This is a genomic window from Salinivibrio sp. PR6, from assembly GCF_001995955.1.
Taxonomy (GTDB): Bacteria; Pseudomonadota; Gammaproteobacteria; order Enterobacterales; family Vibrionaceae; genus Salinivibrio; species Salinivibrio siamensis.
Genome location: NZ_MUFA01000013.1, coordinates 36,282 through 62,457, shown reverse-complemented (window position 1 = coordinate 62,457; position 26,176 = coordinate 36,282). Strand labels below are relative to the sequence as shown.

Here is a 26,176-nt window from a genome sequence, read left to right as displayed (position 1 = left end):
TACTCAGTCAGCTCACTGGTTGGTCGCCTAGTATGGCACAGACATGACCATGACCAAATAAAAAGGCTGTATATTTACACAGCCTTTACTCGAAGGGAAAAACGCGCGATCCGACGCGGTTAACGTTATCGACGGTTTTTGACCGTCGCTTCGTCTTTGTTGCTTCCGCCAAGGTAGTGGTGCTTGTAGCAGTGATTGGTGGCTTCAATAAAGCCTTCTACGCTGCCACAGTCAAAGCGCTCGCCTTTAAATTTATACGCCAGTACACACCCTGACTGTGCTTGTTTGAGCAGCGCATCGGTGATCTGGACTTCGCCGTTTTTACCTGGCGGGGTCGTTTCTAACAGGTCAAAGATATCTGGCGTTAAAATATACCGGCCAATAATAGCAAGATTGCTTGGCGCATCGCCGGGATCGGGTTTTTCCACCATGTTGTCTACGCGGAAAAGGTCATCTTTGATCTCTTGACCGGCAATGACACCATATTTATGGGTCTCATCTTCCGGGACTTCTTCCACCGCGACAATCGAGCAACGGAACTGGTTATATAGAGCGACCATTTGCTTGAGAACGCCATTGTCAGGATGGATGCAAAGATCATCGGCGAGCACGACAGCAAACGCTTCGTCGCCGACCAGATCGCGACCGGTTAAAATCGCATGCCCGAGTCCACGCATTTCGTGTTGGCGAATGTAAGTGAATGACGCTTTCTCTATGGTATTGCGAATGTCATCGAGTAACACTTCTTTGTTGGTGCCACTGATTTGATGCTCAAGCTCATAGTTTTTATCAAAATGATCCATGATGGCATGCTTGCCACGACCGGTGACAATACACATGCCGTTGATACCCGCTTCCAAGGCTTCATCCACGCCGTATTCAATCAAAGGCTTGTTGACCACTGGCATCATTTCTTTCGGCATCGACTTGGTTGCCGGTAAAAAGCGGGTGCCATAGCCAGCCGCTGGGAACAGACATTTTTTTATCATCTCAGATCCTTTCGTTTTTGTTGGGTGGCGAGCGGTTTATGACGCAGTCGACACCCCTAAGCGGGTTGTTAGCAAGCGGCTGCTAACAATGTTATCTGGGTCAATAGTTTGCTGGGTTCAGTGCGGCTAAGCAAGTACTGCGCGCCAACGCGGCTAGATAGCGTGACCGTCTCCGCGTTGCTTAGTCCGCATGGGTGGAAAAATACGCCATAAATGCATCGGTAAAGGTCGATAAGGACGCCGGTGGGAGGGCATTAATTCCCGCCGCCGCAGCGCGGCCACCGCCTGTTGTGAATTGCTCGGCCAACTGCGCCGCCCCAGTAGGCCGATTTAGCGGGGCACGAATACTGACCATCCATTCTCCTCCTGGCATTGGCGTGAGCACGGCATGGGCTCTATCAGGATGGCGGTTGGCTAATTGGTTGCCAAACATGCCACTTATTCGGCGTGCCCAAGCGGCATCGGGAAGCTGATACACCTGTGCGTTTTCATCGCCTAGCGCCGGGGTTAGGGTTTGCGCATGCGCCCGGTCACTTTGATACGCGTCAGCCAGCGCCATCACGATGTCCGGATAAGCGCGCATAAAAGCATCGGGGGTCGAAAAGCCACACAGGTGACGATATAACACCGCGGGGGGCATAATGAGGTCATCCAAGCTCGCGCCATAGCTGTTGTAGTTGAGATAGTGGCCGAGCTGTGCCAGCCGCGCGCGCGTTTGCTCGTCAATACCCGACTGTTGAGCAAGGGCATTAGCCGTGCGATCCAGGTTATCGCCATACGCGCCAACTAACGCCCATTCTCGATACTGCCCACCGAGAAGTTTATCGATAATAAGCGCGGTACAGGTGTTAGCACTGGTATGAATATGTGCGTCTAACAAAGGCGAATCTGGGATGGGACCACTTTGATGGTGATCGGCATAGAACACGCGCGTGCCAGCCGCGAGTAATCTCGCGAGTGCGTCTTGGTTCTTCGCCATAGAAACGTCGAGTACTGTGACCTGCTCGGGGCCTGTGGGCACTTGCTTTAACAGAGCAATATCGCGTTTAACCCCCGTAATTAACGTGGTGGCTTGTGGGTGCGCTAAGCGCCATTGCACCAGCGCGGTAAGCCCATCGGCATCACCGTTAAAGACATCAAATCCCATCCTGTGATTCCTTTTTAACTGAGTAACGTGACATCCTACCTTGATGGGTGAGCTTGACCCAACTAGCGGTGATCGTCGTCGGTGCCAGGATAGGCCTCAAGCCCCGTGGAGCCAATTAGGGATAAGTTGTTTTTCGCCCAAAACACGGCTTGTACTCGGTTTTTAACATTGATTTTCTTAAACACGTTATAAAGGTGCGACTTAACGGTATGCTCACTGACGTCCAATGCACGGGCAATGTCTTGGTTAGAGGCGCCCGTGACAAGGTGGCGCAGGATTTGTTGCTCGCGGTTGGTCAGGACAATGGCCTGCTCATCGATCGCTTGTTGGTGGTGCTGCTGATAATAGTGAATTAACGCGGCCATTTTGTGACGGGGTAGCCAGTACTCGCCAGAGAACATTTTTTCGATGCCATAACATAGGTGGCGGATCTCATCTTCTTTTTTAAAGACCCCTTTGATAAATGGCCAGCTGGCGAGTTCTTTGGCACTTAAGTCATGTGCATTGAGCAGCGCAAAGACATGTTGGTCGGCAAAGGGGATCAGCGATTGTTTTAGCTGCTCGGTGGCAATGTCATCAAAGGCGTTTAAGTCTACCAACACCAAACCGGGTCGTGCGGTGAGCTTGTCAGTGATCGCATCGGGCGTCACGAGCTCAACCTCGCTATGAATTGCTTTTTCTAAGCATGTCATCAGTGCAGACACAGACATACTGGGCTGAGAAATAAGAAGCAGTGTGTAACTATCTGAGGTGGTTTCGGCCTGGTTCATAAGCATCCTACTGATGATGACTCAACATGCGTATCCGTGTGACGTCAGTGGGGTGATCACCGACGTCAAGGCTGGGCAAGCTTTCCATCAGTCTAAACCATTTTTATCTTTAAGGTATACGCTGCGAGTGATAACCCATTGTGCTGACGCTTTAACTGCAGAATATGGAAACAGATCGCGTGGAAAAGCTTCGAACCTCTGGGGTGCTCGTGCTAGACTTCCTCCTTATTTATCCAGTTTGCGAAATCGTTTCGCGCGCAACCAAGAACAGTGGGAGTCACCTATGGCCAGCCGTGGCATAAACAAAGTCATCTTGATTGGTAATTTGGGCAACGATCCGGAAATCCGTTACCTCCCCAACGGCGGTGCGGTGGCGAACCTCAGCCTCGCGACCTCAGAGTCATGGCGTGATAAAAACACCGGTGAGATGCGTGAGAAAACAGAGTGGCACCGTGTTGTGCTGTTCGGTAAAACCGCCGAAGTCGCGGGTGAGTATCTGCGCAAAGGCTCTCAGGTGTATATCGAAGGCCAACTGCAGACACGCAAGTGGCAAGACCAAAACGGGCAAGACCGTTACACCACGGAAGTCGCGGTACAACCGTTTAGTGGCAGCATGCAAATGCTGGGTGGCCGTGGTGGTCAGAGCCAAGGTCAGCCCATGCAGCAGTCACCGCAGCAGCAAGGTGGATGGGGACAGCCTCAGCAGCCTCAACAACCACAGCAAAACTTTAACCAACAGCCACCGCAGCAGTCGGCACCACAGCCACAGTCGCAACCTCAGCAGCAATACAACGATTTGCCTGATTTTGACGACGATATTCCGTTCTAAAACGGACTGCGTTAAGTGGCGAGTCAACGCCAACGTGGTTGAAACGAAAAAGCCCCTGTTGGGGCTTTTTGCTTTTTGGCGTGGTCGGTTACTGAACGGGCTGGGTTAGGCGACACCGGGGCCCGCTTTTAAAAAGTGCAGCAATTGCGCCGGCGTTGGGCATTTTAACTGGCCCATTACTTGGGTCATTTGTTGGGTGAGCATATCTATCGCGTGTTCCCCCCCATGATGGCCCAACGCGCCACAGGCATAGACAAAAGTGCGGCCCAGCAGGGTGAAGTCGGCGCCCATGGCCATCGCTTGGGCTACATTCCCGCCGCTTTGTACGCCACTGTCCATCAGCAGTTTAATCTTGTCACCATATAAGCGCTTGATGGTTTGAATGGTATCCAGTGGCGACTCGCCAACATCTAACTGACGTCCCCCATGGTTGGATAAGACCACTGCGTCGGCACCGAGCGCAACCGCTTGTTTGACATCGTCTGGGTTGACCAAGCCTTTTAATACCAAGGGGCCGTCCCAGTTATCGCGGATCACCTTGAGGCTGTCGAAGTCGACGGCGCCCATCACCGTATTGTTCATAAAGTTCGCCAGTTCGCTGGTGGGCATGTTTTTTGGCATGTAAGGCTTGAGTGTTTGCATCTCAGGCACGCCAGCCAGTAACGTCTGCCAGCTCCATGCCGGACACTGCATCATTTGCACGATATTGCGTAGGTTCATTTTCGGCGGCATCGCCAAGCCATTTTTTATATCGCGCGGGCGATAACCGAAGGTCGGCACATCCACAGTGACGACCAGCACTTTATACCCTGCACCTTTAATGCGACCCATGAGATCTTTACGGATCTTGGCATCCGTTGGGTTATAGAGTTGATACCACGCCGTTCCCTCAGAGATCTCGGCGATGGTCTCAAGACTCGCTGAGGATACGGTGCTGAGCACATAAGGAAGCTTTGCTTGATAGGCCGCTTTTGCCAAAATTTCCGGCGCTTTGGGCCACATTAACCCTTGAAGTCCGACGGGGGCGACGCCAAAAGGCGCGGCATAGCGTTGGCCAAATAGCTCGACGGATAAGTCGATCTCTGGGGTAGGCGCAAGCAAGTCAGACTGCAGTTTTACGTGTTCAAACGCCCCGGCATTGTGCGCCACGCCAATTTCATCGTGACAACCGCCGCAAAGATAATCAAAGGCGAAGGCTGGGATACGCCGTTTTGCTGCACGTTTAAGCGAGGGGGTATCGGGGTACTTAGGATTATAATAGGCCATGAATATTGCACGTTGTTGAGGTGAGTGTCTTGTCTCACCCTAGCGCAGTGATTGTTATCGATATATAGATAAAAGATAAAATACTTTTTCCAAAATCGGCTAAGCCCCGATGATAGTTGGCGTTACCTCTTGCTTTGCCTGCACGCTAAACGTACAAATCTTTAACTTTCTGTTTAATAAAATCGATAAATAATTTGGTTTTGGTGTGGTTGTATTCCAGCTTAGGGTAGTAGGCGTAGGCCGATAATCGTGGTTGCTTAAGGGCTGGTAGCACCGGGACCAATAAGCCTTGGTCGATTTCTTTTTGCACCGTCCCGGCGCCCCCTAAAATGATCCCCATGCCAATCACCGCGGCACTGACCAAGGCTTCAGGGTTGGGTGAGACAAAATTACCGGACAATTGTAAGCGGGTGCCATCTTCAAACACCCGCTCTTGAGGCTGATGCGAATTACCGTAAAGCAAAATATTATGCTGGGTAAGTTGCGCTGGCGTGGTGATGGGCGGATGGCGCTCGAGGTAGGCAGGGGCAGCAAAAAAGCCAGGTTGAAAATCAAATAATTTGGCGGCGATGTAGCTGGCGGAGTTAAAGTACTCGAGTTCACGACTGATCACCACGTCCAGATTCAGATCCGGCAGCTGGCCAGGGGTGAGGGTGGTGAGTTCGACTTTGATTTTCGGATAAATCTCAAGAAACTCAGCAATAAAGTTGACCAGAAAGCGGTTCCCTGTCACCAATGGCGCACCGATACGCAATACACCACTGACCTCACCAAAGGTGGAGGTGGTCTCACTGACTAATTGTTGCCAGTCATCGACCCACGTCTTGGCGCGGTGGTAGAAGAGATCACCCGCATCTGTCATCGACAAACTGCGTGTGGTGCGTTTGAGCAATTGAACCCCCAGTTGGCGTTCTAGCCAGCTTAGGCGTTTTGACAGGGCAGAGCTTGAGGTGTGTAGCTTGGTGGCCGCTTGGGCCAACGAGCCATGATCCACCACGCAGATAAAGCTTTGTGTACAGGTAATCCAGTCCATGAGTCCTCGTTGCGTAAAAAGACAGCCACCGATTCGTGGTCTAGGCATTCACATTATGATAACCAAGCCTGATAATAGCGGCTACTAGCCCCCGAAGGCGACCCAAGTCAGCAGAGAATCATGGATAGAACAGCCAGTGCGATCAAAGTCAGCGGTATGAAGCTGACCAACCGACTCGTTGCATTTGTCACGCTTATTGTGGTGTGCGCCATTTTTGTGTTGTTTATCGGCGGTGCGATCAGCTTCCGCCAATTGGGGATTGATTTCATCTCGCATTATGTTGACGGCATGGTTGAGGTGATTGATCAAGAGATGGCCAGTGACCAGCGTGATAACCAATACTTTTCTCGCTGGCTTCCCAAGATGCTTAAAGCCAGTGACGTGACGTCCCTCACTATCTACTCGGACGCTGGGATCTTGTATCAATATGAGCAAATTCAATACCAGGCGGTGACCAATCAACAGGTAATCTCTCGTGATATACCGCTCGATAGCAACCCAGGGTTTGCGGTCAAACTGACCTTTGTGCCGCCGTATGCGGAGTTTGCCTATTCCATTGGTCCATTGTCCTCCTTATCGGCGGCGATTTTGGTGATTGTCTTGGGGCTCACATGGGGGATCCGTTGGCTCCGGCGTCAGCTGTATGGCAGTGAGTTGCTTGAGCAGCGTGGCCGACTGATCTTAGCGGGGCGACTCGATGATGCGCAGCAAGGTGATAGCCGCGAGTGGCCGATCCCGGCAAGCGCGGCGTTAACGCAACTGATCGAAGAGCTTAAAGAAGCGCGCCAAGAGCGTAGTCGTTTTGACACCTTTATTCGCACCAACACCTTCTTAGATCAACTCACCGGCGCCGCGAATCGCGTGATGTTTGATAATCGCTTGCACACACTAGCCAGTGATGATGCCAGCCAAGGCAGTGTGATCCTAGTGAGGGTGGCGGAATGGGACGATCTGGTGGCGCAGCACGGGCAAGAAGCCGCCGATCAATTGATTCAAGCGATTGGCAATGTTCTGTCGAATGCGATTCAGCGTTTTCCGGATGCCGTGTTGGCACGTTATTTTGCCTCGGATTTTGCCATTTTGCTGATCAACCAAGCGGGAGAAGAAGTGCATCCCTTTTTAGCGCAAATTACCAATGCGTTAGATAAACTCGCGCCACCCGAGGCGTTGGATCAAGATAATTGGTTCCACCTTGGGATGACCTCATTTGGCGCCAGTGAGCGACGTGGGCGACTAATGGATGAAGCTGAACGTGCACTTAAAGCGGCGGCGCTAACCGGCCAGAATGGTTGGTCACAGTTCGACAAACAACTAAGCCAACTGGATAAACGTGGTAGTGTACGTTGGCGCACCTTACTCGAGTCGGTGATGGCAGGAGAGGGACCGATGCTTTATCGCCAACCGGTGTTTGCGCGAGATGGCAAAACCCGCCTTCATTATGAACTTTTAGGCCGAATTAAGGACGAAAAAGGCAAGGTGCTTAAGGCCTCGCGCTTTTGGCCAGGGGTCGAATGGGTTGGCATGGACGTGGCGTTTGACAAGGCGACCGTGGGTCGCGCGCTGTGGTGGCTAAAAACGCGTGACTACATCGATAACTACGCCGTCAATGTAAGTGCGTACTCACTTTGTCAACGTGAGTTTGTGGTGTGGTTGCGCGATATGTTGCTACAAACGCCAAGAAGTACATTGAATCGCTTACTGGTGGAAGTGTCTGAAGGCGCTTTGGTTTCACACTTTGATGCGGCGCGGCCTTGCTTACGAATGATTGCCGCGTTAGGGTGCCGTCTAGTTGTTGACCAAGCAGGTAGAACGATAGTAAGCACTCACTATGTTAAAGATATTCAACCCGCTTATATTAAGCTTCATCGTAGTTTGGTGCGCAATATCCACCAACGGCCAGAGAACCAGCTGTATTTGCGCAGCGTGTTAGGTGCTTGTGAGGCTACCACCACCGAGGTACTGGCGGTAGGCGTGGAAACCAATGAGGAATGGTCAGTGGTGAAAGAACTGGGTGTCGCGGGCGGACAAGGGCGGCTGCTTGGGGCGGAAATGTCTCCGCACCCAGCACAGAAAAAACGCCGCCGATGGGGGAAGCGATGAGTCAAGTCATCAAGCTCTCCCATCAACAAGGACGCGGGTGGTTAGAAGCCTTACTAGTGGTCAGTATTTTGTCGGTGCTGGTGGTGATAGCGATCCCTAAGTTCTACGATTATGAGGCGGATGCTAATGTGTCCGCGTTAAAAGGTTTAAAAAGCGGCATCGACAGCGCCATGACGCAAACACACGCGTTGGCCGAGAAGAAAAGAGTCAGTGATCAGGCGGAACAATCACTGACCGTCAACGGCACGTCCATTCGTGTGTCTTATGGCTACCCTGAGGCAAGTGCTTTGCCTGAGTTAGTGACGGCGCTGAAGGATACAACGCGTTGGCAGTTGCGACGCTATCCAGAGAAAAATCGGGTCGACTTTATCTGGCGGCTCCCTGATCAGCCAGCGACGGATTGTTACTTAACGTATTACGAGGCAACGGCGTCAACGAAGGCATCGACGCAGTTGGTGATTCATCAGTCATGCCAATCACCGACCCGATAAAGATAAAAGGAATAATGCGTTTTTGATGGAAAAACCATCAAAATGACAGCGCATTGAAAAAAAACACAGATCTCATTCAGGTTTACAGCACCGTATCTTGCCGCTTACCTTGCGCGTTGATACATTTAGCTCAATTTGTCTGATTTCATAGCTTGCAGGATTAATCGACCATCATGTTTAAGAAACTTCGCGGGATGTTTTCCAACGATCTATCCATTGACTTGGGAACCGCCAATACACTGATTTACGTAAAAGAACAGGGCATTGTTCTGGATGAGCCGTCTGTTGTCGCTATTCGCCAAGACCGTGCAGGCTCTCCCAAGAGTGTGGCTGCTGTGGGTCATGATGCGAAGCAGATGCTGGGTCGAACACCGGGGAACATTGCCGCGATTCGTCCAATGAAAGACGGTGTGATTGCTGATTTCTACGTCACCGAAAAAATGCTGCAGCACTTTATTAAATCGGTGCACGATCACAGCTACATGCGTCCAAGCCCGCGCGTCTTGGTGGCCGTACCTTGTGGCTCAACCCAAGTTGAACGCCGAGCCATCCGTGAGTCGGCATTAGGTGCCGGTGCACGTGAAGTCTATTTAATTGATGAGCCCATGGCAGCGGCGATTGGCGCAGGCTTGCCGGTATCAGAAGCAACGGGTTCGATGGTGATCGATATCGGCGGTGGTACCACAGAAGTGGCGGTCATTTCGCTTAATGGCGTGGTGTATTCATCGTCGGTACGTATTGGTGGTGACCGTTTCGATGAATCGATTATCAACTATGTTCGCCGAAATTATGGCAGCTTGATTGGTGAAGCCACCGCAGAGCGCATCAAGCATGAAATCGGCTCCGCTTACCCAGGCGATGAAGTGCGTGAAATTGAGGTACGTGGTCGTAACCTTGCTGAAGGGGTGCCGCGTAGCTTCACACTTAATTCCAATGAGATCCTAGAAGCGCTGCAAGAGCCCCTGACTGGGATTGTCTCTGCGGTGATGGTGGCACTAGAGCAATGCCCACCAGAGCTGGCGTCTGATATTTCTGAGCGTGGCATGGTGATCACCGGTGGTGGTGCGCTGCTGCGCGATCTTGACCGTTTGCTTACCGAAGAAACCGGCATTCCAGTCGTCGTTGCCGAAGATCCGCTGACTTGTGTCGCACGTGGCGGAGGTAAAGCGCTAGAAATGATCGATATGCACGGCGGTGATCTTTTTAGCGAAGATTAACGTGACTGCGCCTACAAACAGGTCGTTTTCATTATGAAACCTATGTTTGGCAGAGGACCCTCTCTGCAACTGCGCCTGTTTTTCGCTCTTTTACTATCAGTCAGCCTTATGCTGGCTGATAGTCGTCTTGATGCGTTCGCAGGAGTGCGTTATTTCCTAAACACGCTGGTGGCACCGCTACAGTATGCGTCCAACGTCCCGCGCGACACCTTAGATGAACTGGTGATGCAGTTTCGTTCTCATCAACGTTTAGTGGCAGAGAACCGCGCATTGCGAAAGCAGGTGTTACAACTGGAAAGTGACCAGCTTCTTTTAGCGCAGACAGAGCGCGAAAATCAGCGCCTACGCGAGCTACTGGGCTCGTCGTTTATTCGTGACGAACGGAAAATGGTGGCTGAAGTCATGGCCGTTGACTCGGACCCTTATAAACATCAAGTCATGCTAGATAAAGGGCGGACCAATGGGGTTTATGAAGGGCAACCGGTAATCAACGAGCACGGGGTGGTTGGCCAAATTGCGTATGTGGGCGCCCACAATAGCCGCGTTCTGCTGCTGACCGATCCCACCCATGCGATCCCCGTTCAGGTCATGCGCAATGATATTCGCGTGATTGCGTCTGGGCGCGGGTCGACCCACTACATTGGTTTAGACAATATTCCTAGCAGCACGGATATCAAGGTGGGTGATAAGTTAGTTACCTCGGGACTGGGCGGTGTCTTTCCTGAAGGCTACCCGGTTGGTACGGTGACGGAGTTTTCGTTTGATAATAAGCGCCCATTTGCGCAAGTGCGAGCCACCACAGCAGTGAAGTTTGATCGCCTGCGTTATCTGCTTTTGGTGTGGCCAACACCTGAAAAGGGCGAGAATGCACGCCCGGATCAACCTGTCGCGCAGCCGCCATCAGACACCGCACCATCACCTGATACAGCGCCATCTCCAGATGGTGAGGGAGAATCGCCGTAATGGCAAATGTGACATTTCGCGGCCAGTTTGTAATTTGGCTCTCTTTTATCATAGCGCTGATTTTGCAAGCCGCGCCCTGGCCGGGGGAGCTTGCACCCTTTCGTCCTTCTTGGGTATTGCTGGTGACGTTTTATTGGGTGCTGGCATTGCCCCACCGGGTTAATGTCGGTACCGCGTTAGTACTCGGCCTTTTATGGGATTTGATGTTGGGCTCGACCCTTGGGGTGCGTGGCTTGATGATGGCGATTTTGGTTTACATCGTCGCGCTGAACTTTCAATTGTTACGCAACATGTCGTATTGGCAGCAGGCACTCTTATTGGCATTGCTGACCTTGGCGGGAAAATTGATCGAGTTCTGGGCGGAGTACTTGGTGTCTAACGTACAGTTTAATCCAGAGCAGCTTTGGGCGGGTGTGCTTAACTTTATACTCTGGCCTTGGATCTTCCTATTATTGCGCCGTTTACGTCGTCGCTTTGCCATTCGCTAACGCACTAATCGTAAAGAGGTATCATGAGCTTTGATTTATATCTGGCCTCGGGGTCGCCTCGGCGTCATGAACTGCTCACCGAGATGGGCGTGAATTTCTCCCGTGTCGTGGTCGATGTGGAGGAGCAACAACAGGCCGGTGAGTCGCCTTATGCTTACGTGTCTCGCTTATCGCAAGACAAGGCGCGGGCAGGGGTCGTGCAAACCGGTGGCCATACCCCAGTGCTCGGTGCTGATACCATTGTGGTTGACGGTGAACAGGTCCTCGAAAAGCCTCATGATAAAGCGGAGGCGATCCGAATGCTTAAGCAACTGTCAGGGCGCGAACACCAAGTGATGACAGCGGTCACTGTCGCCAATGCCATGAAGCAGATCACCACTGTGGTGACCACCAAGGTGTGGTTTTGTACGCTAAGTGATGAACAGATTGAGGCTTATTGGCAATCGGGCGAGCCAGTCGATAAGGCTGGCGCCTATGCGATTCAAGGGCTGGGCGGTAAATTTGTCACCCGGATTGATGGAAGCTATCACGCCGTGGTTGGTTTGCCACTGTATGAAACCGAGCAGCTGCTCAAACAATTTTCGGTCTGAGCGCACATCTGTCGCTAGACCCCACTTTTGAGAGATTCGGGGAAACCATGAGTGCGGAACTGCTAATAAACGTCACCCCCAGCGAAACCAGGGTGGCGATGATTGAGGGGGGGAACCTCCAAGAGATCCATATCGAGCGAGAAGCCAAACGCGGTATTGTAGGCAATATCTACAAAGGCAAAGTCAGTCGTGTGTTGCCTGGCATGCAGGCAGCCTTTGTCGATATTGGCCTAGAGAAGGCCGCGTTTTTACATGCCTCAGATATTGTTCCCCATACCGAGTGTGTGTCGGAAAATGAGAAGCAACAATTCCAAGTGCGCGATATCTCCGAGCTGGTTCGCCAAGGGCAAGATATTGTGGTGCAAGTGGTCAAAGATCCGCTGGGCACCAAGGGCGCGCGCCTTACCACCGATATTACCTTGCCTTCGCGTTATCTGGTCTTCATGCCAGGTGCGGCCCATGTTGGGGTATCACAACGCATTGAAAGTGAAGACGAGCGTAAACGTCTCAAAAGCATTGTCAGTGATTATTGCGACGAGCTCGGTGGCTTTATTATCCGTACCGCCGCTGAAGGGGCAACAGACAATGAAATGGCGCAAGATGCTGCCTTTTTAAAGCGTTTGTGGAACAAGGTGTTAGAGCGCCGCACGCGTTATCCAGCCAAATCCATGCTGTATGGTGAGCTCGCACTGGCACAGCGCATCGTGCGTGACTTTGTGGGTACCGAGCTGGATTTAATTCGGGTTGACTCCAAGCAAGCCTATGAAAAGCTCCAAGAGTTCACCTCTGAATTTGTGCCGGAGCTGGCCGACAAGCTGGTGTATTACGACGGTCAGGTGCCGATTTTCGATATGTATGATACCGAAAATGAAATCCAACGCTCGTTGGAGCGCAAAGTCCAGCTCAAGTCTGGCGGCTACCTGATTATCGATCAGACCGAGGCGATGACCACCATTGACATCAATACAGGCGCGTTTGTTGGGCGGCGGAATCTGGATGAGACTATCTTTAATACCAATATTGAGGCCACACGCGCGATTGCTCGCCAATTACGGCTGAGAAACCTCGGTGGGATCATCATTATCGATTTTATCGATATGAGCACGGATGAGCATCGGCGTCGCGTGTTGCACTCTCTTGAGCAAGCGCTCAGCCAAGACAGAGTGAAAACCAACATCAATGGTTTCACTCAGCTAGGGCTGGTGGAAATGACACGCAAACGCACGCGAGAAAGTATTGAACATGTACTGTGTGGTGGCTGTCCAACCTGTGATGGGCGAGGGTCGGTTAAAACCGTGGAAACCGTTTGCTATGAAGTGCTTCGTGAAATTACTCGCGTTAACCGCATTTATGAAGCGGATAAATTTGTGGTGTACGCGGCCCCTGCGGTGATTGAGGCATTGGCAGAGGAAGACTCGCACCTTGTGGCGGAGTTAGAAGTGTTTATCGGTAAGCAAGTGAAAGTGAAATCCGAGCCGTTATACACGCAAGAACAGTTTGACGTAGTAATGATGTAATCCATGACCTGGGTGAGAAGGGGTATGCGCTGGCTTACGGTCAGCGTGATCAGTGTGATAGTGATAACCGCCCTACTAGTCGGCGGTTTGCGCTTTCTATTGCCCAATATGGAGATCTTGCAAGCGCCGCTTCGGCAGTGGGTATCGGCGCAAACCGGCTTTAGCGCACAACTGGATGGTATTGCGGGCCAGTGGCGCAATCTGACGCCGTCACTGCGACTCGAAAACGTCGCGCTCGCCACCAGCGACAACGGCCCCCCGCTGTTAACCGCTCGCGCAATCAGTTTGCAACTGGATGTCTCTGCCACCCTCATTCGGCGTCAGCCGGTATTCTCCCATGTCACACTCGACGGCTTGGTGTTTGATACCGGTCAGCTACCAGATAAAAATACCCAAGCGGGCGTACGCGAGCGGCTAGAAGACTTATTCTTGGCGCGGTTAGGGCAATTTTCGATCCCAAATGCCAAGGTGATCCTAGTCACCCCTTCGCTGGAAACGCAGACTCTGGTGATCAGTGACTTGTTTTGGCGCAATAACCAAGGTGAGCACCAAGTACAAGGGCGACTAGGCATGCAAGGCACGCAACTGGAAAAGGTGCGTGTTAATGCTGCCTTCCGCGAAACCGACGGCTTGAGTACGTTAACGGGAGATTTTTATTTGGCCAGTGAGGCGATGGATATTGCCCCTTGGCTGACCCAACAGCTCACGCCATCCGCCACCATCAACACCGCGCGTTTAGATGCAAAAGCCTGGGTCAGGGTGGAGCAGGGGCGTGTCGACAATGGACTGTTGTCGATTGATCATTTCGCGTTAGCGTGGCAAGAGGATGAGCGTCAAGCGAAGCAATGGGCGATAAAAGATAGCCATGTTCAGTTGCAGGCCTTGGATGAACAGACATGGCGCCTCGACACGGATGGACTATGGGTACAAACCGGCACGACCACGCAAGCGGCAATGTCACAGCTTTCTTGGCAGGGGGCGTTGGACAACTGGCGTCTCAATGCGGCCGACGTCGATATTGCCTCTTTACGGCCTTTGCTTGGGCTTGCCAGTCAATCGGCGCAACAGCACAGTGTGGCGGCCGCGTTGTCCCCATCAGGTCAGATCCGCTCCTTAGCGTTGAGTAAAGCACCCGACGCCCCGTTACGTTATCAAGCCAAGCTCGAAGCGGTCTCAGCCAAGCGCTGGGGCTACCTGCCGGCGTTCAAAGGCTTGAGCGCGACGATTTCTGGGCAAGGCCGACAAGGCCAAGCTGAGCTAGCGCTGGGAGCACAACCTCTGCCGTACGGGGACTTTTTTCAAGCACCGCTCCCGCTTGAGCACGGCAGTTTAACCCTGAATTGGCAGCAAACGGATCGTGGCCTGAGTGTATGGAGTGATAAGGCCAAGGTGCGCGGGGCAGACGTGCAAGGCTCAGGCGCATTTCGTCTGGATATTCCCTCAAAAGGCGCGCCTTTTTTGGCGTTATACGTGCAGGCTGACGTATCTGATGCTGGACAGACATGGCGCTATCTCCCCACTCGAGCATTGCCAGACTCCTTAACCGATTACCTTTCTCGCGCCATTCAAGCCGGACGAGCCAAAGACAGTGAAATTCTTTGGTTTGGAGCCCTCGACGCTTTCCCTTACTCAGATCACAGCGGTATTTTCCAAGCCATGGTGCCACTTCGCGGCGGGGCATTTAGCTTTAACACTGCTTGGCCGACGTTGACGGAGCTCGACGCCCGTTTACTGTTTGAAAATGCGCGCTTAGCGATTGAAGGTGATCATGTTCGTTTGGGCGACGCCGTCAGTCGCCAAGTGCAGGCTGAGATTGCCGATATGACCCAGCCGGACAGTTACCTCGATATTAACGCGTCATTGGCGGCAACCGGATCGGCTGTCCGTCAATACATGCTGGCGACGCCTTTGGTCGATACGGTGGGAGCGGCCTTGACCCATGTGCAAGTCGATGGGCTTGTCAACGCTGACCTAGGACTCGATATCCCGCTCAATGGTGAGCAACCTCATGCCGAGGGGAGGGTTCGCTTTACCGGCAACCAGGTATCGATTCAGGCACCCGATATGCAACTGGATAACCTGTCCGGCGAGCTGGCTTTTAGTGACGATACCCTGACTACCCGATCGATGCAGGCGCAGTGGTTAGGGCAGCCGATCAGTCTTGGCTTTAGCGGAGAAACGGTGGAGGCCGGGTATCAGCTTGATTTAGATCTCGACGCTGATTGGGATGTAGTGCCATTGCTGGACACGCTTTCGTTGCCACTTGACCCCTATCTGGCGGGCGGTGCACGTTGGCAGGCGGGGCTCGATTTAACCTTAAATGACACCGGTTTTGATTATCGGCTTGGTGTGGATGTTGATACCACGCCGCTGCAGTCGACGTTGCCAGCCCCGCTTAACAAGCCACGCTGGCAAAAAGGGCAGGCGCGTATCGAGGCGACGGGAAACAGTGAAGGCTTGACGGGGCGCGTGGTCCTACCCAAAGTGAGCTATCACGCACGGATTGATACCCAAGGTCAGCGCCCGCAGTTTACCGCGAGTCAATGGCAGATTGGAGAGCCAGGGACCCGGCTATTGGCAACGCGTGGTCATCGTTTTGATCTAACGCTTGAACAACTCGATCTCGCGGCTTGGAAAAACGTCTGGGAGCAAGCCCGTCAATCTTGGCCGAGCGGAAGCGGACAGTACCCTGCTTTACCCATGCCTCAGCGTATTAATGCCAAGGTTGATGCTGTCAGTGCCGACCCTTTAGCGTTTCATGATGTGTCTTTAGCCGCGCGACGCAAAGCCGATGGCTGGGATGTGTTAATGGGCAGTCGTGAGCTTAGCGGGCAAGCCATGTGGCCGACACAAGGGCGCTTGAATGTTGAGATTGACCATTGGCATATCAATCGCCAGTTGACCGACGACGAGCAACCGACGGATACCCCCCTTTTTGAACCTGTGGATACACGGGCGACCCCGGAAGATAAAGCCTTACTTGCCGCCATTCCGCCGACACACTTGGTGATTGAGGATCTGTGGTTACAAGGGTATCGGCTCGGACGCATTGAGGCGGTACTTGATAAGAAAGCCTCTCAGGTCGACCTGTCTTCTCTGACGCTGGAGAGTGGGAAAAACCACGCGTCCATCAGCGGTCATTGGCTAATTGACGAGCAAGGCCACAATCAAACCGCATTGACCCTCGCGTTAGGCGGGGAGAGTACCTCAGATCTCATGGGACGATTTGGCATCAGTGGTGGGATCCAAGACGCCAGCTTTTCGACTCAAGCCTCGTTAGATTACGCCGGCCTGCCTTGGCAGGTCGATATTGCCAGCCTTAATGGTGACATTCGCTCGGATGTAAAAGACGGCTATTTAAGCGGAGTGGGGGGCGCCGGTAAACTGTTGGGGCTGTTCAGCCTTGATTCTATCTTACGTAAAATCCAGCTCGATTTCTCGGGCGTATTTGAAGATGGTTTGGCCTTTGATGACATTACCGGACGGGCTGTGATCACAAATGGCGTGGTTGTGACGGATAATATCCGCATGGATGGGATTGCCGGTGATATGGTTATTAAAGGGATTGCCAATTTGGTGACCAATCGCGTCAACGCCGATGTGCGGTTTACGCCGGATATTACCTCTGGGATCCCAGTACTGAGCGCGTTTGCGGTCACGCCGCAGACGGCGCTGTATGTGTTAGCGGTCACCACCGCCATTTCTCCCGTGGTGGACGTTTTCACCCAAGTCCGTTATCAAGTAAGCGGCCCGATAGGGACGCCCGATATCAGGGAAGTGTCGCGTGATAAAGAGGCACTCGCATTGCCGGCCGACGCGACGGAACGATTGCGCCAACAAGCAGAAAACGCCAAGGAGTGAGCATGATGAAAGCAGGTGTTGTCCAGATGACATCCAGCGCCGATCCCAGCCACAACATGAAGGCATTGCAAGCCAGTTTACATCGCTTGAGTGAACAAGGCGTCAAACTGGTGCTTACCCCAGAAAATGCCCTAGTGTTTGGCAGTAAACAAGATTATCAGCGCCATGCCGAGCGATTGGGTCACGGTCCATTGCAGCAACAACTTGCTGAATTGGCCCATCATTATGACCTTTGGCTGGTGGTCGGCGCCTTTCCAATTCAAAACGACAACGGCATGTTAAGCAGTACCAGCTTGGTGTTTGATAACGCTGGGCATTTACGCGGCAGCTATGACAAATTGCACTTGTTTGATGTGGAAGTGGCCGATGCCCACGGGCGGTATTGTGAGTCTGACTACTTTGAAGCGGGTGACCGTCTCGCGACACTCGATACCCCCTTTGGCTGCCTTGGATTAAGTATCTGCTACGATGTGCGCTTTGCCCCCATGTATCAAGCGCTACGTGCCCAAGGTGCCGACATTATCACTGTGCCGGCGGCCTTTACACGCGTGACCGGTCAAGCGCACTGGGAAACCTTGTTGCGGGCGCGAGCGATAGAAACCCAATGCTGGGTGATTGCGGCAGGGCAGTGTGGTGAGCACAGCAAAGGGCGCCAAACTTGGGGGCACTCGATGATCATCGACCCTTGGGGGCAGGTCGTGGCGTCGCTGGGGAGTGAGCCAGGCGTTACCTGGGCTGAACTTGATTTAAGTGTGGGGGAATCCATTCGGCATAAGATGCCCGTACTGTCTCATACCCGGTTGCAAAGCCAACTGAAATAGCGCACCCTCGGCGCGTTATCTTTTTTCTCGGCTGCCAGTTCGGCAGCCACAACCAAGAGTAAACGAATGAGTCTGGAACAGGTCGAAGAAACCTTGCTGCGCCCGGCGGGCGTAAGTGAGTCGCAACTGCATGCGACACTGGCGCACCTGAGCGGTCGCCAGATTGACTACGGTGATATTTTCTTCCAATCCACCTGGCATGAATCCCTCGCCTTGGAAGACAGCATCATCAAAGACGGTTCATTTAATATCGACCGTGGGGTCGGTGTCAGAGCGATCAGCGGTGAAAAAACCGGGTTTGCCTACTCGGATCAGCTCACCCCGGACGCCTTGATGCAAAGTGCCACCGCAGCACGCGGTATTGCCTCGACAGGGGGACAAGGCAAAGTGCGTGCTTTTTCAGCCGTACAAGCCAAACCTTATTATGGCCCGACGGATCCGCTTGCAAGTTTAACGCGCGAGCAAAAAATCGCCCTACTTAAAGAAATAGACAGCTATATCCGTGCCAAAGAGCCTCGAGTGAAAGAGGTAAATGCCAGCTTGAATGGCCTGTATGAGCAAGTGCTGGTGGCGGCTACTGATGGTACTTATGGCGCCGATATTCGCCCGTTGGTTCGCTTATCTGTCTCTGTGTTGGTTGAACAAGATGGACGCCGTGAACGCGGCAGTGCGGGAGGCGGTGGCCGTTATGGCTATGACGTGTTCTTGCAAGAGCATGCAGGTAAGTCACGCGCGCTGCAATTTGCCGATGAAGCGATTCGTTTAGCCCTGGTCAACCTGCGCGCCGGCGCGGCACCGGCAGGCACCATGCCCGTGGTATTGGGTGCGGGGTGGCCGGGCGTACTTTTACATGAAGCTGTTGGTCATGGCCTTGAAGGGGACTTTAACCGAAAAGAGTCATCGGTATTTACTGGTAGCCTTGGCGAGCAGGTGACCTCTTCGCTGTGCACCATAGTCGATGATGGCACCATGAATGATCGCCGCGGCTCACTGAGCATCGATGATGAAGGGGTCCCGGGCCAGTACAATGTGTTAATCGAAAACGGTGTGCTCAAAGGCTATATGCAAGATAAGCACAATGCCAGTCTCATGGGCGTTGCGCCCACTGGCAATGGCCGACGAGAGTCTTATGCGCACCTGCCTATGCCGCGGATGACCAATACCTACATGCTGGGTGGCGAGAGCTCACCAGCGTCGATGATTGCCAGTGTGGAGCGTGGCTTATATGCGCCAAACTTTGGTGGCGGTCAGGTCGATATTACCTCGGGTAAGTTTGTGTTCTCCACCTCAGAGGCTTACCTGATTGAAAACGGTGAAATTACCACCCCAGTGAAAGGGGCGACCTTAATTGGCAGCGGTATCGAAGCGATGCAGCAAGTCTCAATGGTGGGGAATGATTTGGCCATTGACCCAGGTGTGGGGGTATGTGGTAAAGCCGGACAAAGCGTCCCTGTGGGGGTTGGACAGCCGACCTTGAAACTGGATGCGATGACGGTTGGAGGCACTGAGTCCTAAGTCTGCACGCCAGTGCGGGGCACTGGCGTGGCAGTTTACAGGCTTTGGTCGTAAAAGCTTTTGAGATACTGGAAAATTTCGCGATACGCCTTGGGCGGTTTGTTTTGTTGCTGCTCTTTTTTCGCCTGACGAGCCAGTTGACGTAATCGTTGACGATCGGCATCAGGATACTGCAAAAGCACATCGCTAATCGCACTGTCGCCTTGGTCAATGATGCGGTCACGGAGCTGCTCAAGCTTGTGAAGCTCGACCGTTTGCTGAGCATGCTTGTTTTGCAACTTATCAAGCGCAGCCTGAATCGGTTCAGGGTCGCGAGAGCGCATAAGCTTGCCAACATATTGCAGTTGGCGACGGCGTGCTTCGTTTTTCAAGCGTTGTGCGTCGGTAATCGCGCTGAGCAAGTCATCGTCGAGCGGGAATTTTTCTAACACGGCTGGTTTGAGTTTGACCAGTGCTTCGCCAAGTTCTTGCAAGGCAAGCATATCGCGTTTCATCTCGGACTTGCTGACCCAGATGATCTCTTCCTCTTCCTCCCAGGGAGCGGGTTTATTTTTACGGCCCATGTTCAACCTCAGTGAGAATGTGCAATGACACGTATGTTAACAAGAAATGCGCCCAAACGCGGGCTTTTTTATCATAGGCGCGTGGCGCTGAGTGTGTCGAACTTGAATGCGAATCAAAAAGGTCAACTATGAGTGTGAAACAACAAGTCGCCGAGCAAGAGCAGCAACTTCGTCAAGCTGTCAGCCGTGCGCTCGACATGGCATCGGCCAAAAGTGACCAGGCGGAAGTGGCGATTACCAAAAGTACCGGCATCAGCGTCAGCTCGCGGATGGGCGAAGTCGAAAACGTGGAGTTTAATCAAGACGGTGCCCTTGGGATCACCGTATATTGTGAGCAGCGCAAAGGCAGCGCATCCACGACTGATTTGTCAGAAAAAGCGATTGCGAAAACCGTTGAAGCGGCGCTTGAGATTGCAAGCTATACTTCGCCTGACCCCTTTGGCGGCCCTGCGCCTAAAGCGTTAATGGCGTTTGACTATCCTGATCTCGATTTGTTCTATCCCGATGAGCCCGAGCCTGATACCGCCGCCGCTTTGGCGATTGAAGCCGAGCAAGCGGCGCTCAATCACGACAGCCGCATCAAATTCAGTGATGGTGCCAGCTATGACAGTCATTATGGTGTGCGAGTGTATGGCAACAGCCATGGCATGCTGGGCAGCTATCCCTCGAGCCGCCAAGCGTTAAGCTGCTCAGTGATTGCGGAAAGTGATGCAGGGATGGAGCGTGACATGAGCTACACCGTGGCGCGTGACAAAGCGGACTTATGGACACCGACCTTTGTGGGAGTCGAAGCGGCCAAACACGCCGTGGCGCGCTTAAATCCACGCAGTGTCTCCACATGCCAAGTGCCAGTGATGTTCGATCGCAGTGTGGCGACCGGGCTGTTTGGCCATTTGGTGATGGCCATCAGCGGTTCAGCACTTTACCGCAAGTCCTCTTTCTTGCTCGATAAGAAAGGCGAGCAGATCTTCCCAGATTGGCTCACCATCAATGAGCTGCCTCATGTACGAAAAGGCTCCGCCAGTGCGCCTTTTGATAGCGAAGGGGTGATCACGCAAGACAGGCGTATCATTGAAAAGGGTGTACTAAACACGTATCTCGCCACCAGTTATGCCGCGCGTAAGCTGGGCATGGAACCAACCGGCCATGCAGGCGGTATTCACAACTGGTACGTTAGCCACACCGGCCAAGATGCCGATGCCATGCTAAAAACCTTAGGCACGGGATTATTGGTGACTGAGTTGATGGGACAAGGGGTGAACCCAGTGACTGGGGATTACTCACGGGGCGCGGCAGGCTTTTGGGTGGAAAACGGTGAGATCCAATACCCGGTGAGTGGGATCACCATTGCCGGTAATCTCAACGAGATGTTCGCTAACATTGTCGCGATTGGCACCGATATTGAAACGCGCAGCCAAATTCAAACTGGCTCAGTGATCATTGATGCAATGAAAGTCGCGGGGGAATAACGCTTAGGTCGCTAATCCCCCTCAGTGTGAGATCACCAAGCACGTATATCGTGCTTGGTGTTTTTTTATCCGGCGATAAACGCCAGCAATAGCACACCCAATACCAAGCGATAGATCACGAAGGGTAACATGCCCACCCGTGTCACCAGCTTTAAAAAGGCGTGAATACACGCATAAGCACTGACAAACGATACCAACAAGCCAACCCCAATCGCGTCCATCGCCACCGGCTCTGGGCTGGTCGCAAGCTGTAGGCCTAGATAGGAGCCGGCGAGTGTGATGATAGGAATTGACATCAAAAATGAAAAACGTGCCGCGGCTTCGCGTGTATAACCGAGCATTAAGGCTGCGGTAATGGTCGCCCCCGAGCGCGAGGTGCCAGGAATGAGGGCAAGGGCTTGCGCAACGCCTATCAGTACCGCGCGGTAGGGCGTGGTTTGATATTCATCGCATGTTTGGGTCGCTTTGCGATCCGCCCACCACAATAAACCACCAAAAATCAGTGTGGTTGCCGCGATCACCCAGGCTGCTCGCAGGTAAAGCTCGATCACGTCTTTTAAGAATAAACCGGCCACACACGCCGGGATCGTGGCTAACACGATCATCCATGCCAATTGACTATCCGAGCTGTGCTCCCCTTTGAGTGAGGCAAAAAAGGCCTTAAGCAGACGCCACACTTCACGGCGAAAATACCCCACCACTGCGGCCAGTGTGCCGACGTGTACGGCAACATCAAAGGCGAGCCCCTGATCGGCCCAGCCAAAAAGCTGTGAAGGCAGAATAAGGTGTGCGGAGCTGGAAATAGGAAGAAACTCGGTTAACCCTTGAATCAAGGCCAGAAAAAAGGCTTCAAAGAGGCTCATGGTGCTTAAATATCCTTCAAATACGTTGGCGTCTCAATCGGCCATAGTGGTTGGTCTTGGTCAAAGGTCTGCCAAAGCTGGGCGAAGGTACGGCCATCGCCGGGAATAGCTTGGTCAGGGCAGAGCTCGGCGAGCGGACGGAGCGTGAAGGCAAATTTATAGATATCGTCTCGAGGCAACATGGGCCCTTTTGCCTGGCAATGCTCGCCAAACGTGAGTAAGTCGATGTCTATGGTGCGATCGCGGCATTTAGGATCGTTGCGCTCGCGGCCTTGTTGCGATTCAACGTCACGAACGGCTTGCCAAAAGTCCTGCAACGGAAGCGAGGTGTGAAGCTCGGCAATGAGGTTATAAAAATTGGGGCCGTCGAATCCCACCGGTTCGGCCTCAAAAATGCGTGAAAAGCGACAGTGAGGGTCGAGTTGACGTAAGGCATGAACGGCCTGTTCGATATGACGATCGCGCTCAATGTTAGAGCCAATACTAAGTAATGCTTGTGTCACCGTGTGCCTCGCTCTATGACTACACCCACGTTGTTGGCCTGCGCGACTGCGCCTGGCTTGGCTACCCGCACTTTAATCCAGCGGACGCCAAACTGGGTTTGGATTAAGTGAGCGACCTCTTCCGCGACACGTTCGATCAACGCACAGCGGCTGGCTTGTACATGGGCGGTGACCGCCTCACTGATACTGGCATAATCAAGCGCCAGCGCCACGTCATCCTGTTGGGCGGCGGGTTGATTATCGTGCGCCATTTCAATATCCAACACCAACTTTTGCTGGATGGTTTGTTCCCAATCGTAGACACCGATAGTGGTGTACACGTCGAGTTGCTCTATGAATACGGAATCCATGTTTTTTCACACTCCGTGACAGGTCGGATACCACTGTGGTAAGAAAGTTCGTATTATTGGATGTGTTCATTGACAGATGGATACGCAATGCGTTCCGATCCATGATAGGTTTATCGATGAACGTCGGCGCACTATAGCAACGAATGCGGCACAAACTCTAGGGATTTCACATGACTGCACTGGCCATTGCCATCATCATCGCTGCCTACTTACTTGGCTCTGTGTCCAGTGCCGTGTTGGTCTGTCGAGCGTTTGGCCTGCCAGACCCAAGAGATCAAGGATCGAAAAACCCAGGTGCGACTAACGTTTATCGCCTTGGTGGGCGTTTTGCCGCGGCATGGGTGCTGCTGTGTGACATGCTAAAAGGGATGATCCCCGTTTGGCTAAGCTACCTGATTGGCATTAACCCATTCCTGCTGGGCCTGATTGCGATTGCTGCCTGTCTTGGACATATTTATCCGGTCTTTTTCCATTTCCGTGGCGGTAAAGGGGTGGCGACCGCACTGGGCGCGATGGCGCCGATTGGTTTGAGTCTAACCGGCTTGCTGGTGGCGACCTGGGGACTGGTGCTTGTGTTGACGGGCTACTCCTCACTGAGTGCGATTGTAACAGCGATCGTCGCTCCCCTATTTACCTGGTGGATTAAGCCGCAATTTACCATGCCCGTCGCCATGCTTTCGTGTTTGATTTTGTTTCGTCACTACGACAATATCCGGCGCTTGTTGGATGGTGACGAAAAACCCGTGCTTCTTGGTTGGTGGCGACGTTAGCGACAGGGAAGAGGCAGGTTATACGCTGGTGCGTTAGTAGCAAAAAGGCAGCGTAAGGCTGCCTTTTGTCTACCTAGTTTGACCAATGTTAGGCGTCGTTGTCGACCGCGGCAAGCGTGTCAAGTGGCCAACGTGGCTGCGCTTTCACACCCAGCCCCATATGCTCGCCGTTTTTAAGCCGCTGCATGCCCGCATAGGCGATCATCGCGCCATTATCGGTACAAAACTCAGGGCGAGGATAGAACACATCGCCCCCCCGTTTTTGCGTCAGCGCTTCGAGCTTTTCCCGCAAATGACGGTTGGCACTCACGCCGCCCGCGACCACTAAGCGATTTAGTCCGCACTGGTCTAGCGCACGCTTACACTTGATAGCCAGGGTATCGATCACGGCATCCTGAAACGCATAGGCAATATCAGCACGGGTTTGCGCATCCGTCTCATTGGCGGCAATGGTATTGGCGGCAAAGGTTTTTAACCCTGAGAAGCTAAAGTCTAAACCGGGACGGTCGGTCATCGGGCGTGGAAAGGTAAAGCGGCCGTGGGTGCCGTTTTCTGCCAGTTTCGACAGCAAGGGCCCTCCCGGATAGTCAAGGCCCATCAGCTTGGCGGTTTTGTCAAACGCCTCACCGGCGGCGTCGTCAATTGACTCGCCAAGAATGCGATACTGACCAATCCCTTTCACTTCGACCAATTGTGTGTGTCCGCCAGAGACCAACAAGGCAATAAACGGGAACGGCGGCGGGTTGTCTTCTAGCATCGGGGCGAGAAGGTGACCTTCCATATGGTGAACGCCCACCGCGGGGACTTGCCAGGCATAGGCGAGGCTTCGGCCAATGGTGGAGCCAACCAGTAAGGCACCGACCAATCCTGGACCGGCGGTATAGGCAATACCGTCAATCTGGGCGGGGGTGAGGTTGGCTTCTGCCATGGCCGCTTTAATCAGTGGCAAGGTTTTTTTAACATGATCGCGCGAGGCCAGCTCGGGTACCACGCCGCCATAATCGGCATGCAGTTTTACCTGACTGTAAAGTTGGTGTGACAAGAGACCTGCGTGATCGTCGTAGATCGCAATGCCGGTTTCGTCACAAGATGTCTCTATGCCTAAAATGCGCATCATAACCTCAGGTTAACAGCCGATAGATTGTGTATTTAAGATCATTGCCCACATGATATAATGTGACAATCGAAGTGGAGAAGAGAGGGTCAGAACAGACTGACCGTGCGCGCAATCTTACATGGCTTAGAAGTAATTCGCCAGATGCGCTTTACATTCACCCCTTCTTCGGATTAGAATTTCGCACCATTTTTAATCAAGGCTGGCCAATTGTTCGCCAGCAGTAACTGACAACCCCCGAGGTGAAAGGCACATGCCAGTAGTTAAAGTACGTGAAAACGAACCATTTGACGTAGCACTGCGTCGCTTTAAGCGCTCTTGTGAAAAAGCCGGTATTCTTTCTGAAGTTCGCCGTCGTGAGAACTATGAAAAGCCAACTACCGTTCGCAAACGCGCTAAAGCTGCCGCTCAGAAGCGTCACCTGAAGAAGTTGGCACGCGAAAACCAACGCCGCGTACGTCTGTACTGATAAAGACAGATTCAGGAAGGTGCTATGGAATTGCTTGAACGTCTAAAAGACGCCCAGAAAACGGCGATGAAACAAAAAGACAAGGCACGTCTAGGGACGCTTCGCCTTGTTATGGCAGCCATTAAGCAGCAAGAGGTGGATACCCGTCAGTCGCTGAGCGACGACGAGATCCTGGCTGTGCTGACCAAAAATGTTAAGCAGCGCCGTGATTCCGTAGCCCAGTACCAAGCAGCCGGTCGTGATGATCTTGCCGAGACAGAGCTCGCTGAGATTGCGGTGATAGAAGAATTTCTACCCCAACCTCTAAGCGATGACGAGGTCGATGCATTGGTGAAAGCAGCGGTTGAACAATCCGGTGCATCGTCAATGCAAGACATGGGCAAAGTGATGGGGGTATTAAAACCCCAAGTTCAAGGCCGTGCTGATATGGGAAAAGTAAGCCAGCGTGTTAAAGCACACCTAGGCTAGCCTTTTCCCA

25 protein-coding genes are annotated in these 26,176 nt (G+C 52.9%); 15 read left to right on the top strand and 10 right to left on the bottom strand.

The window, feature by feature from the left end; translation table 11 throughout:
- Positions 1–125 precede the first annotated feature (125 nt).
- The 3 genes from galU to BZG72_RS11740 form a co-directional block, all read right to left on the bottom strand.
- Positions 126–989, bottom strand: a complete 864-nt coding sequence (gene galU, locus BZG72_RS11750) for a UTP--glucose-1-phosphate uridylyltransferase GalU (protein ID WP_077578646.1) — start codon at positions 987–989, stop codon at positions 126–128.
- Between the two features lie 181 nt (positions 990–1,170).
- Positions 1,171–2,136 (bottom strand): acetyltransferase, encoded by a 966-nt coding sequence (locus tag BZG72_RS11745; protein ID WP_077666866.1) that lies wholly within the window; start codon positions 2,134–2,136, stop codon positions 1,171–1,173.
- Positions 2,137–2,198: 62 nt separating this feature from the next.
- Positions 2,199–2,906, bottom strand: a complete 708-nt coding sequence (locus BZG72_RS11740) for a LuxR C-terminal-related transcriptional regulator (protein ID WP_077606031.1) — start codon at positions 2,904–2,906, stop codon at positions 2,199–2,201.
- Between the two features lie 283 nt (positions 2,907–3,189).
- On the opposite strand from BZG72_RS11740, the gene BZG72_RS11735 reads away from it, so the two are divergent.
- Positions 3,190–3,735, top strand: a complete 546-nt coding sequence (locus BZG72_RS11735) for a single-stranded DNA-binding protein (protein ID WP_046073882.1) — start codon at positions 3,190–3,192, stop codon at positions 3,733–3,735.
- Positions 3,736–3,840: 105 nt separating this feature from the next.
- On the opposite strand, the gene BZG72_RS11730 is transcribed toward BZG72_RS11735, so the two are convergent.
- A complete protein-coding gene (locus tag BZG72_RS11730) occupies positions 3,841–5,001 on the bottom strand; it encodes an alpha-hydroxy acid oxidase (protein ID WP_077666865.1) in 1,161 nt (386 codons plus the stop codon).
- A gap of 145 nt (positions 5,002–5,146) precedes the next feature.
- Complete coding sequence (locus tag BZG72_RS11725) at positions 5,147–6,034, bottom strand: LysR family transcriptional regulator (protein WP_046073884.1); 888 nt, start codon at positions 6,032–6,034, stop codon at positions 5,147–5,149.
- A gap of 120 nt (positions 6,035–6,154) precedes the next feature.
- On the opposite strand from BZG72_RS11725, the gene csrD reads away from it, so the two are divergent.
- From csrD to tldD, 10 genes are all read left to right on the top strand, one after another.
- Entirely contained in the window at positions 6,155–8,134 is a 1,980-nt protein-coding gene (gene csrD / locus BZG72_RS11720; protein WP_077666864.1) for an RNase E specificity factor CsrD, read from the top strand.
- Positions 8,131–8,625 (top strand): hypothetical protein, encoded by a 495-nt coding sequence (locus BZG72_RS11715; RefSeq protein WP_077666863.1) that lies wholly within the window; start codon positions 8,131–8,133, stop codon positions 8,623–8,625. The genes csrD and BZG72_RS11715 overlap by 4 nt, the downstream gene beginning before the upstream one ends.
- Before the next feature lie 173 nt (positions 8,626–8,798).
- Positions 8,799–9,842: a rod shape-determining protein gene (locus BZG72_RS11710; RefSeq protein WP_046073887.1), complete on the top strand. Its 1,044-nt coding sequence runs from the start codon at positions 8,799–8,801 to the stop codon at positions 9,840–9,842.
- 33 nt (positions 9,843–9,875) lie between these two features.
- Positions 9,876–10,805 (top strand): rod shape-determining protein MreC, encoded by a 930-nt coding sequence (gene mreC / locus BZG72_RS11705; protein ID WP_077606033.1) that lies wholly within the window; start codon positions 9,876–9,878, stop codon positions 10,803–10,805.
- Complete coding sequence (mreD, locus tag BZG72_RS11700) at positions 10,805–11,293, top strand: rod shape-determining protein MreD (RefSeq protein WP_046073888.1); 489 nt, start codon at positions 10,805–10,807, stop codon at positions 11,291–11,293. Before mreC ends, mreD begins: the two co-directional genes overlap by 1 nt.
- A 23-nt stretch (positions 11,294–11,316) precedes the next feature.
- Positions 11,317–11,883 carry a Maf family protein gene (locus BZG72_RS11695; RefSeq protein WP_046073889.1) on the top strand — a complete coding sequence of 189 codons (567 nt, stop codon included), beginning with the start codon at positions 11,317–11,319 and terminating at the stop codon, positions 11,881–11,883.
- A gap of 47 nt (positions 11,884–11,930) precedes the next feature.
- On the top strand, positions 11,931–13,400 hold the full coding sequence (gene rng / locus BZG72_RS11690) for a ribonuclease G (RefSeq protein ID WP_046073890.1): 1,470 nt from the start codon (positions 11,931–11,933) through the stop codon (positions 13,398–13,400).
- A 3-nt stretch (positions 13,401–13,403) separates the two neighbouring features.
- A complete protein-coding gene (locus tag BZG72_RS11685) occupies positions 13,404–17,261 on the top strand; it encodes a YhdP family protein (RefSeq protein ID WP_077666862.1) in 3,858 nt (1,285 codons plus the stop codon).
- A gap of 2 nt (positions 17,262–17,263) precedes the next feature.
- On the top strand, positions 17,264–18,082 hold the full coding sequence (locus BZG72_RS11680) for a carbon-nitrogen hydrolase family protein (RefSeq protein ID WP_046073892.1): 819 nt from the start codon (positions 17,264–17,266) through the stop codon (positions 18,080–18,082).
- Positions 18,083–18,148: 66 nt separating this feature from the next.
- Positions 18,149–19,597 (top strand): metalloprotease TldD, encoded by a 1,449-nt coding sequence (gene tldD / locus BZG72_RS11675; RefSeq protein WP_077666861.1) that lies wholly within the window; start codon positions 18,149–18,151, stop codon positions 19,595–19,597.
- A gap of 35 nt (positions 19,598–19,632) precedes the next feature.
- On the opposite strand, the gene yjgA is transcribed toward tldD, so the two are convergent.
- Complete coding sequence (gene yjgA, locus BZG72_RS11670) at positions 19,633–20,160, bottom strand: ribosome biogenesis factor YjgA (protein WP_046073894.1); 528 nt, start codon at positions 20,158–20,160, stop codon at positions 19,633–19,635.
- 128 nt (positions 20,161–20,288) lie between these two features.
- Here yjgA and pmbA point away from each other — a divergent pair, with 128 nt between their 5' ends.
- The gene (gene pmbA, locus BZG72_RS11665; RefSeq protein WP_046073895.1) at positions 20,289–21,629 is read left to right on the top strand and encodes a metalloprotease PmbA; all 1,341 of its coding nucleotides are present in this window, start codon (positions 20,289–20,291) and stop codon (positions 21,627–21,629) included.
- A gap of 65 nt (positions 21,630–21,694) precedes the next feature.
- On the opposite strand, the gene BZG72_RS11660 is transcribed toward pmbA, so the two are convergent.
- The 3 genes from BZG72_RS11660 to folB are packed head-to-tail and all read right to left on the bottom strand — an operon-like array spanning position 21,695 to position 23,345.
- Positions 21,695–22,492 carry an undecaprenyl-diphosphate phosphatase gene (locus BZG72_RS11660; protein WP_077578657.1) on the bottom strand — a complete coding sequence of 266 codons (798 nt, stop codon included), beginning with the start codon at positions 22,490–22,492 and terminating at the stop codon, positions 21,695–21,697.
- Positions 22,493–22,497: 5 nt separating this feature from the next.
- Entirely contained in the window at positions 22,498–22,995 is a 498-nt protein-coding gene (folK, locus tag BZG72_RS11655) for a 2-amino-4-hydroxy-6-hydroxymethyldihydropteridine diphosphokinase (RefSeq protein ID WP_077666860.1), read from the bottom strand.
- A complete protein-coding gene (gene folB / locus BZG72_RS11650) occupies positions 22,992–23,345 on the bottom strand; it encodes a dihydroneopterin aldolase (RefSeq protein WP_077666859.1) in 354 nt (117 codons plus the stop codon). Before folB ends, folK begins: the two co-directional genes overlap by 4 nt.
- Before the next feature lie 170 nt (positions 23,346–23,515).
- Between folB and plsY the strand changes: the two genes are divergently transcribed.
- Positions 23,516–24,115: a glycerol-3-phosphate 1-O-acyltransferase PlsY gene (gene plsY / locus BZG72_RS11645; protein WP_046073899.1), complete on the top strand. Its 600-nt coding sequence runs from the start codon at positions 23,516–23,518 to the stop codon at positions 24,113–24,115.
- An 88-nt stretch (positions 24,116–24,203) separates the two neighbouring features.
- Here plsY and tsaD read toward each other — a convergent pair whose 3' ends face one another.
- Positions 24,204–25,229 (bottom strand): tRNA (adenosine(37)-N6)-threonylcarbamoyltransferase complex transferase subunit TsaD, encoded by a 1,026-nt coding sequence (gene tsaD / locus BZG72_RS11640; protein WP_077666858.1) that lies wholly within the window; start codon positions 25,227–25,229, stop codon positions 24,204–24,206.
- 253 nt (positions 25,230–25,482) lie between these two features.
- Between tsaD and rpsU the strand changes: the two genes are divergently transcribed.
- Both rpsU and BZG72_RS11630 read left to right on the top strand, forming a co-directional pair.
- Complete coding sequence (rpsU, locus tag BZG72_RS11635) at positions 25,483–25,698, top strand: 30S ribosomal protein S21 (protein WP_046073901.1); 216 nt, start codon at positions 25,483–25,485, stop codon at positions 25,696–25,698.
- A gap of 24 nt (positions 25,699–25,722) precedes the next feature.
- Entirely contained in the window at positions 25,723–26,166 is a 444-nt protein-coding gene (locus BZG72_RS11630; protein WP_077578659.1) for a GatB/YqeY domain-containing protein, read from the top strand.
- Positions 26,167–26,176 lie beyond the last annotated feature (10 nt).

What these genes read in the sequence shown, in the direction of transcription:
- BZG72_RS11710 (WP_046073887.1), top strand. Translation starts at nt 8,799, where the DNA reads ATGTTTAAGAAACTTCGCGGGATGTTTTCCAACGATCTATCCATTGAC.
- yjgA (WP_046073894.1), bottom strand. Translation starts at nt 20,160, where the DNA reads ATGGGCCGTAAAAATAAACCCGCTCCCTGGGAGGAAGAGGAAGAGATC.
- csrD (WP_077666864.1), top strand. Translation starts at nt 6,155, where the DNA reads ATGGATAGAACAGCCAGTGCGATCAAAGTCAGCGGTATGAAGCTGACC.
- rng (WP_046073890.1), top strand. Translation starts at nt 11,931, where the DNA reads ATGAGTGCGGAACTGCTAATAAACGTCACCCCCAGCGAAACCAGGGTG.
- rpsU (WP_046073901.1), top strand. Translation starts at nt 25,483, where the DNA reads ATGCCAGTAGTTAAAGTACGTGAAAACGAACCATTTGACGTAGCACTG.
- BZG72_RS11695 (WP_046073889.1), top strand. Translation starts at nt 11,317, where the DNA reads ATGAGCTTTGATTTATATCTGGCCTCGGGGTCGCCTCGGCGTCATGAA.
- mreD (WP_046073888.1), top strand. Translation starts at nt 10,805, where the DNA reads ATGGCAAATGTGACATTTCGCGGCCAGTTTGTAATTTGGCTCTCTTTT.
- pmbA (WP_046073895.1), top strand. Translation starts at nt 20,289, where the DNA reads ATGAGTGTGAAACAACAAGTCGCCGAGCAAGAGCAGCAACTTCGTCAA.
- folB (WP_077666859.1), bottom strand. Translation starts at nt 23,345, where the DNA reads ATGGATTCCGTATTCATAGAGCAACTCGACGTGTACACCACTATCGGT.
- BZG72_RS11630 (WP_077578659.1), top strand. Translation starts at nt 25,723, where the DNA reads ATGGAATTGCTTGAACGTCTAAAAGACGCCCAGAAAACGGCGATGAAA.
- tldD (WP_077666861.1), top strand. Translation starts at nt 18,149, where the DNA reads ATGAGTCTGGAACAGGTCGAAGAAACCTTGCTGCGCCCGGCGGGCGTA.
- BZG72_RS11745 (WP_077666866.1), bottom strand. Translation starts at nt 2,136, where the DNA reads ATGGGATTTGATGTCTTTAACGGTGATGCCGATGGGCTTACCGCGCTG.
- BZG72_RS11730 (WP_077666865.1), bottom strand. Translation starts at nt 5,001, where the DNA reads ATGGCCTATTATAATCCTAAGTACCCCGATACCCCCTCGCTTAAACGT.
- BZG72_RS11715 (WP_077666863.1), top strand. Translation starts at nt 8,131, where the DNA reads ATGAGTCAAGTCATCAAGCTCTCCCATCAACAAGGACGCGGGTGGTTA.
- BZG72_RS11685 (WP_077666862.1), top strand. Translation starts at nt 13,404, where the DNA reads ATGACCTGGGTGAGAAGGGGTATGCGCTGGCTTACGGTCAGCGTGATC.
- tsaD (WP_077666858.1), bottom strand. Translation starts at nt 25,229, where the DNA reads ATGCGCATTTTAGGCATAGAGACATCTTGTGACGAAACCGGCATTGCG.
- galU (WP_077578646.1), bottom strand. Translation starts at nt 989, where the DNA reads ATGATAAAAAAATGTCTGTTCCCAGCGGCTGGCTATGGCACCCGCTTT.
- BZG72_RS11680 (WP_046073892.1), top strand. Translation starts at nt 17,264, where the DNA reads ATGATGAAAGCAGGTGTTGTCCAGATGACATCCAGCGCCGATCCCAGC.
- mreC (WP_077606033.1), top strand. Translation starts at nt 9,876, where the DNA reads ATGAAACCTATGTTTGGCAGAGGACCCTCTCTGCAACTGCGCCTGTTT.
- BZG72_RS11725 (WP_046073884.1), bottom strand. Translation starts at nt 6,034, where the DNA reads ATGGACTGGATTACCTGTACACAAAGCTTTATCTGCGTGGTGGATCAT.
- plsY (WP_046073899.1), top strand. Translation starts at nt 23,516, where the DNA reads ATGACTGCACTGGCCATTGCCATCATCATCGCTGCCTACTTACTTGGC.
- BZG72_RS11735 (WP_046073882.1), top strand. Translation starts at nt 3,190, where the DNA reads ATGGCCAGCCGTGGCATAAACAAAGTCATCTTGATTGGTAATTTGGGC.
- BZG72_RS11740 (WP_077606031.1), bottom strand. Translation starts at nt 2,906, where the DNA reads ATGAACCAGGCCGAAACCACCTCAGATAGTTACACACTGCTTCTTATT.
- BZG72_RS11660 (WP_077578657.1), bottom strand. Translation starts at nt 22,492, where the DNA reads ATGAGCCTCTTTGAAGCCTTTTTTCTGGCCTTGATTCAAGGGTTAACC.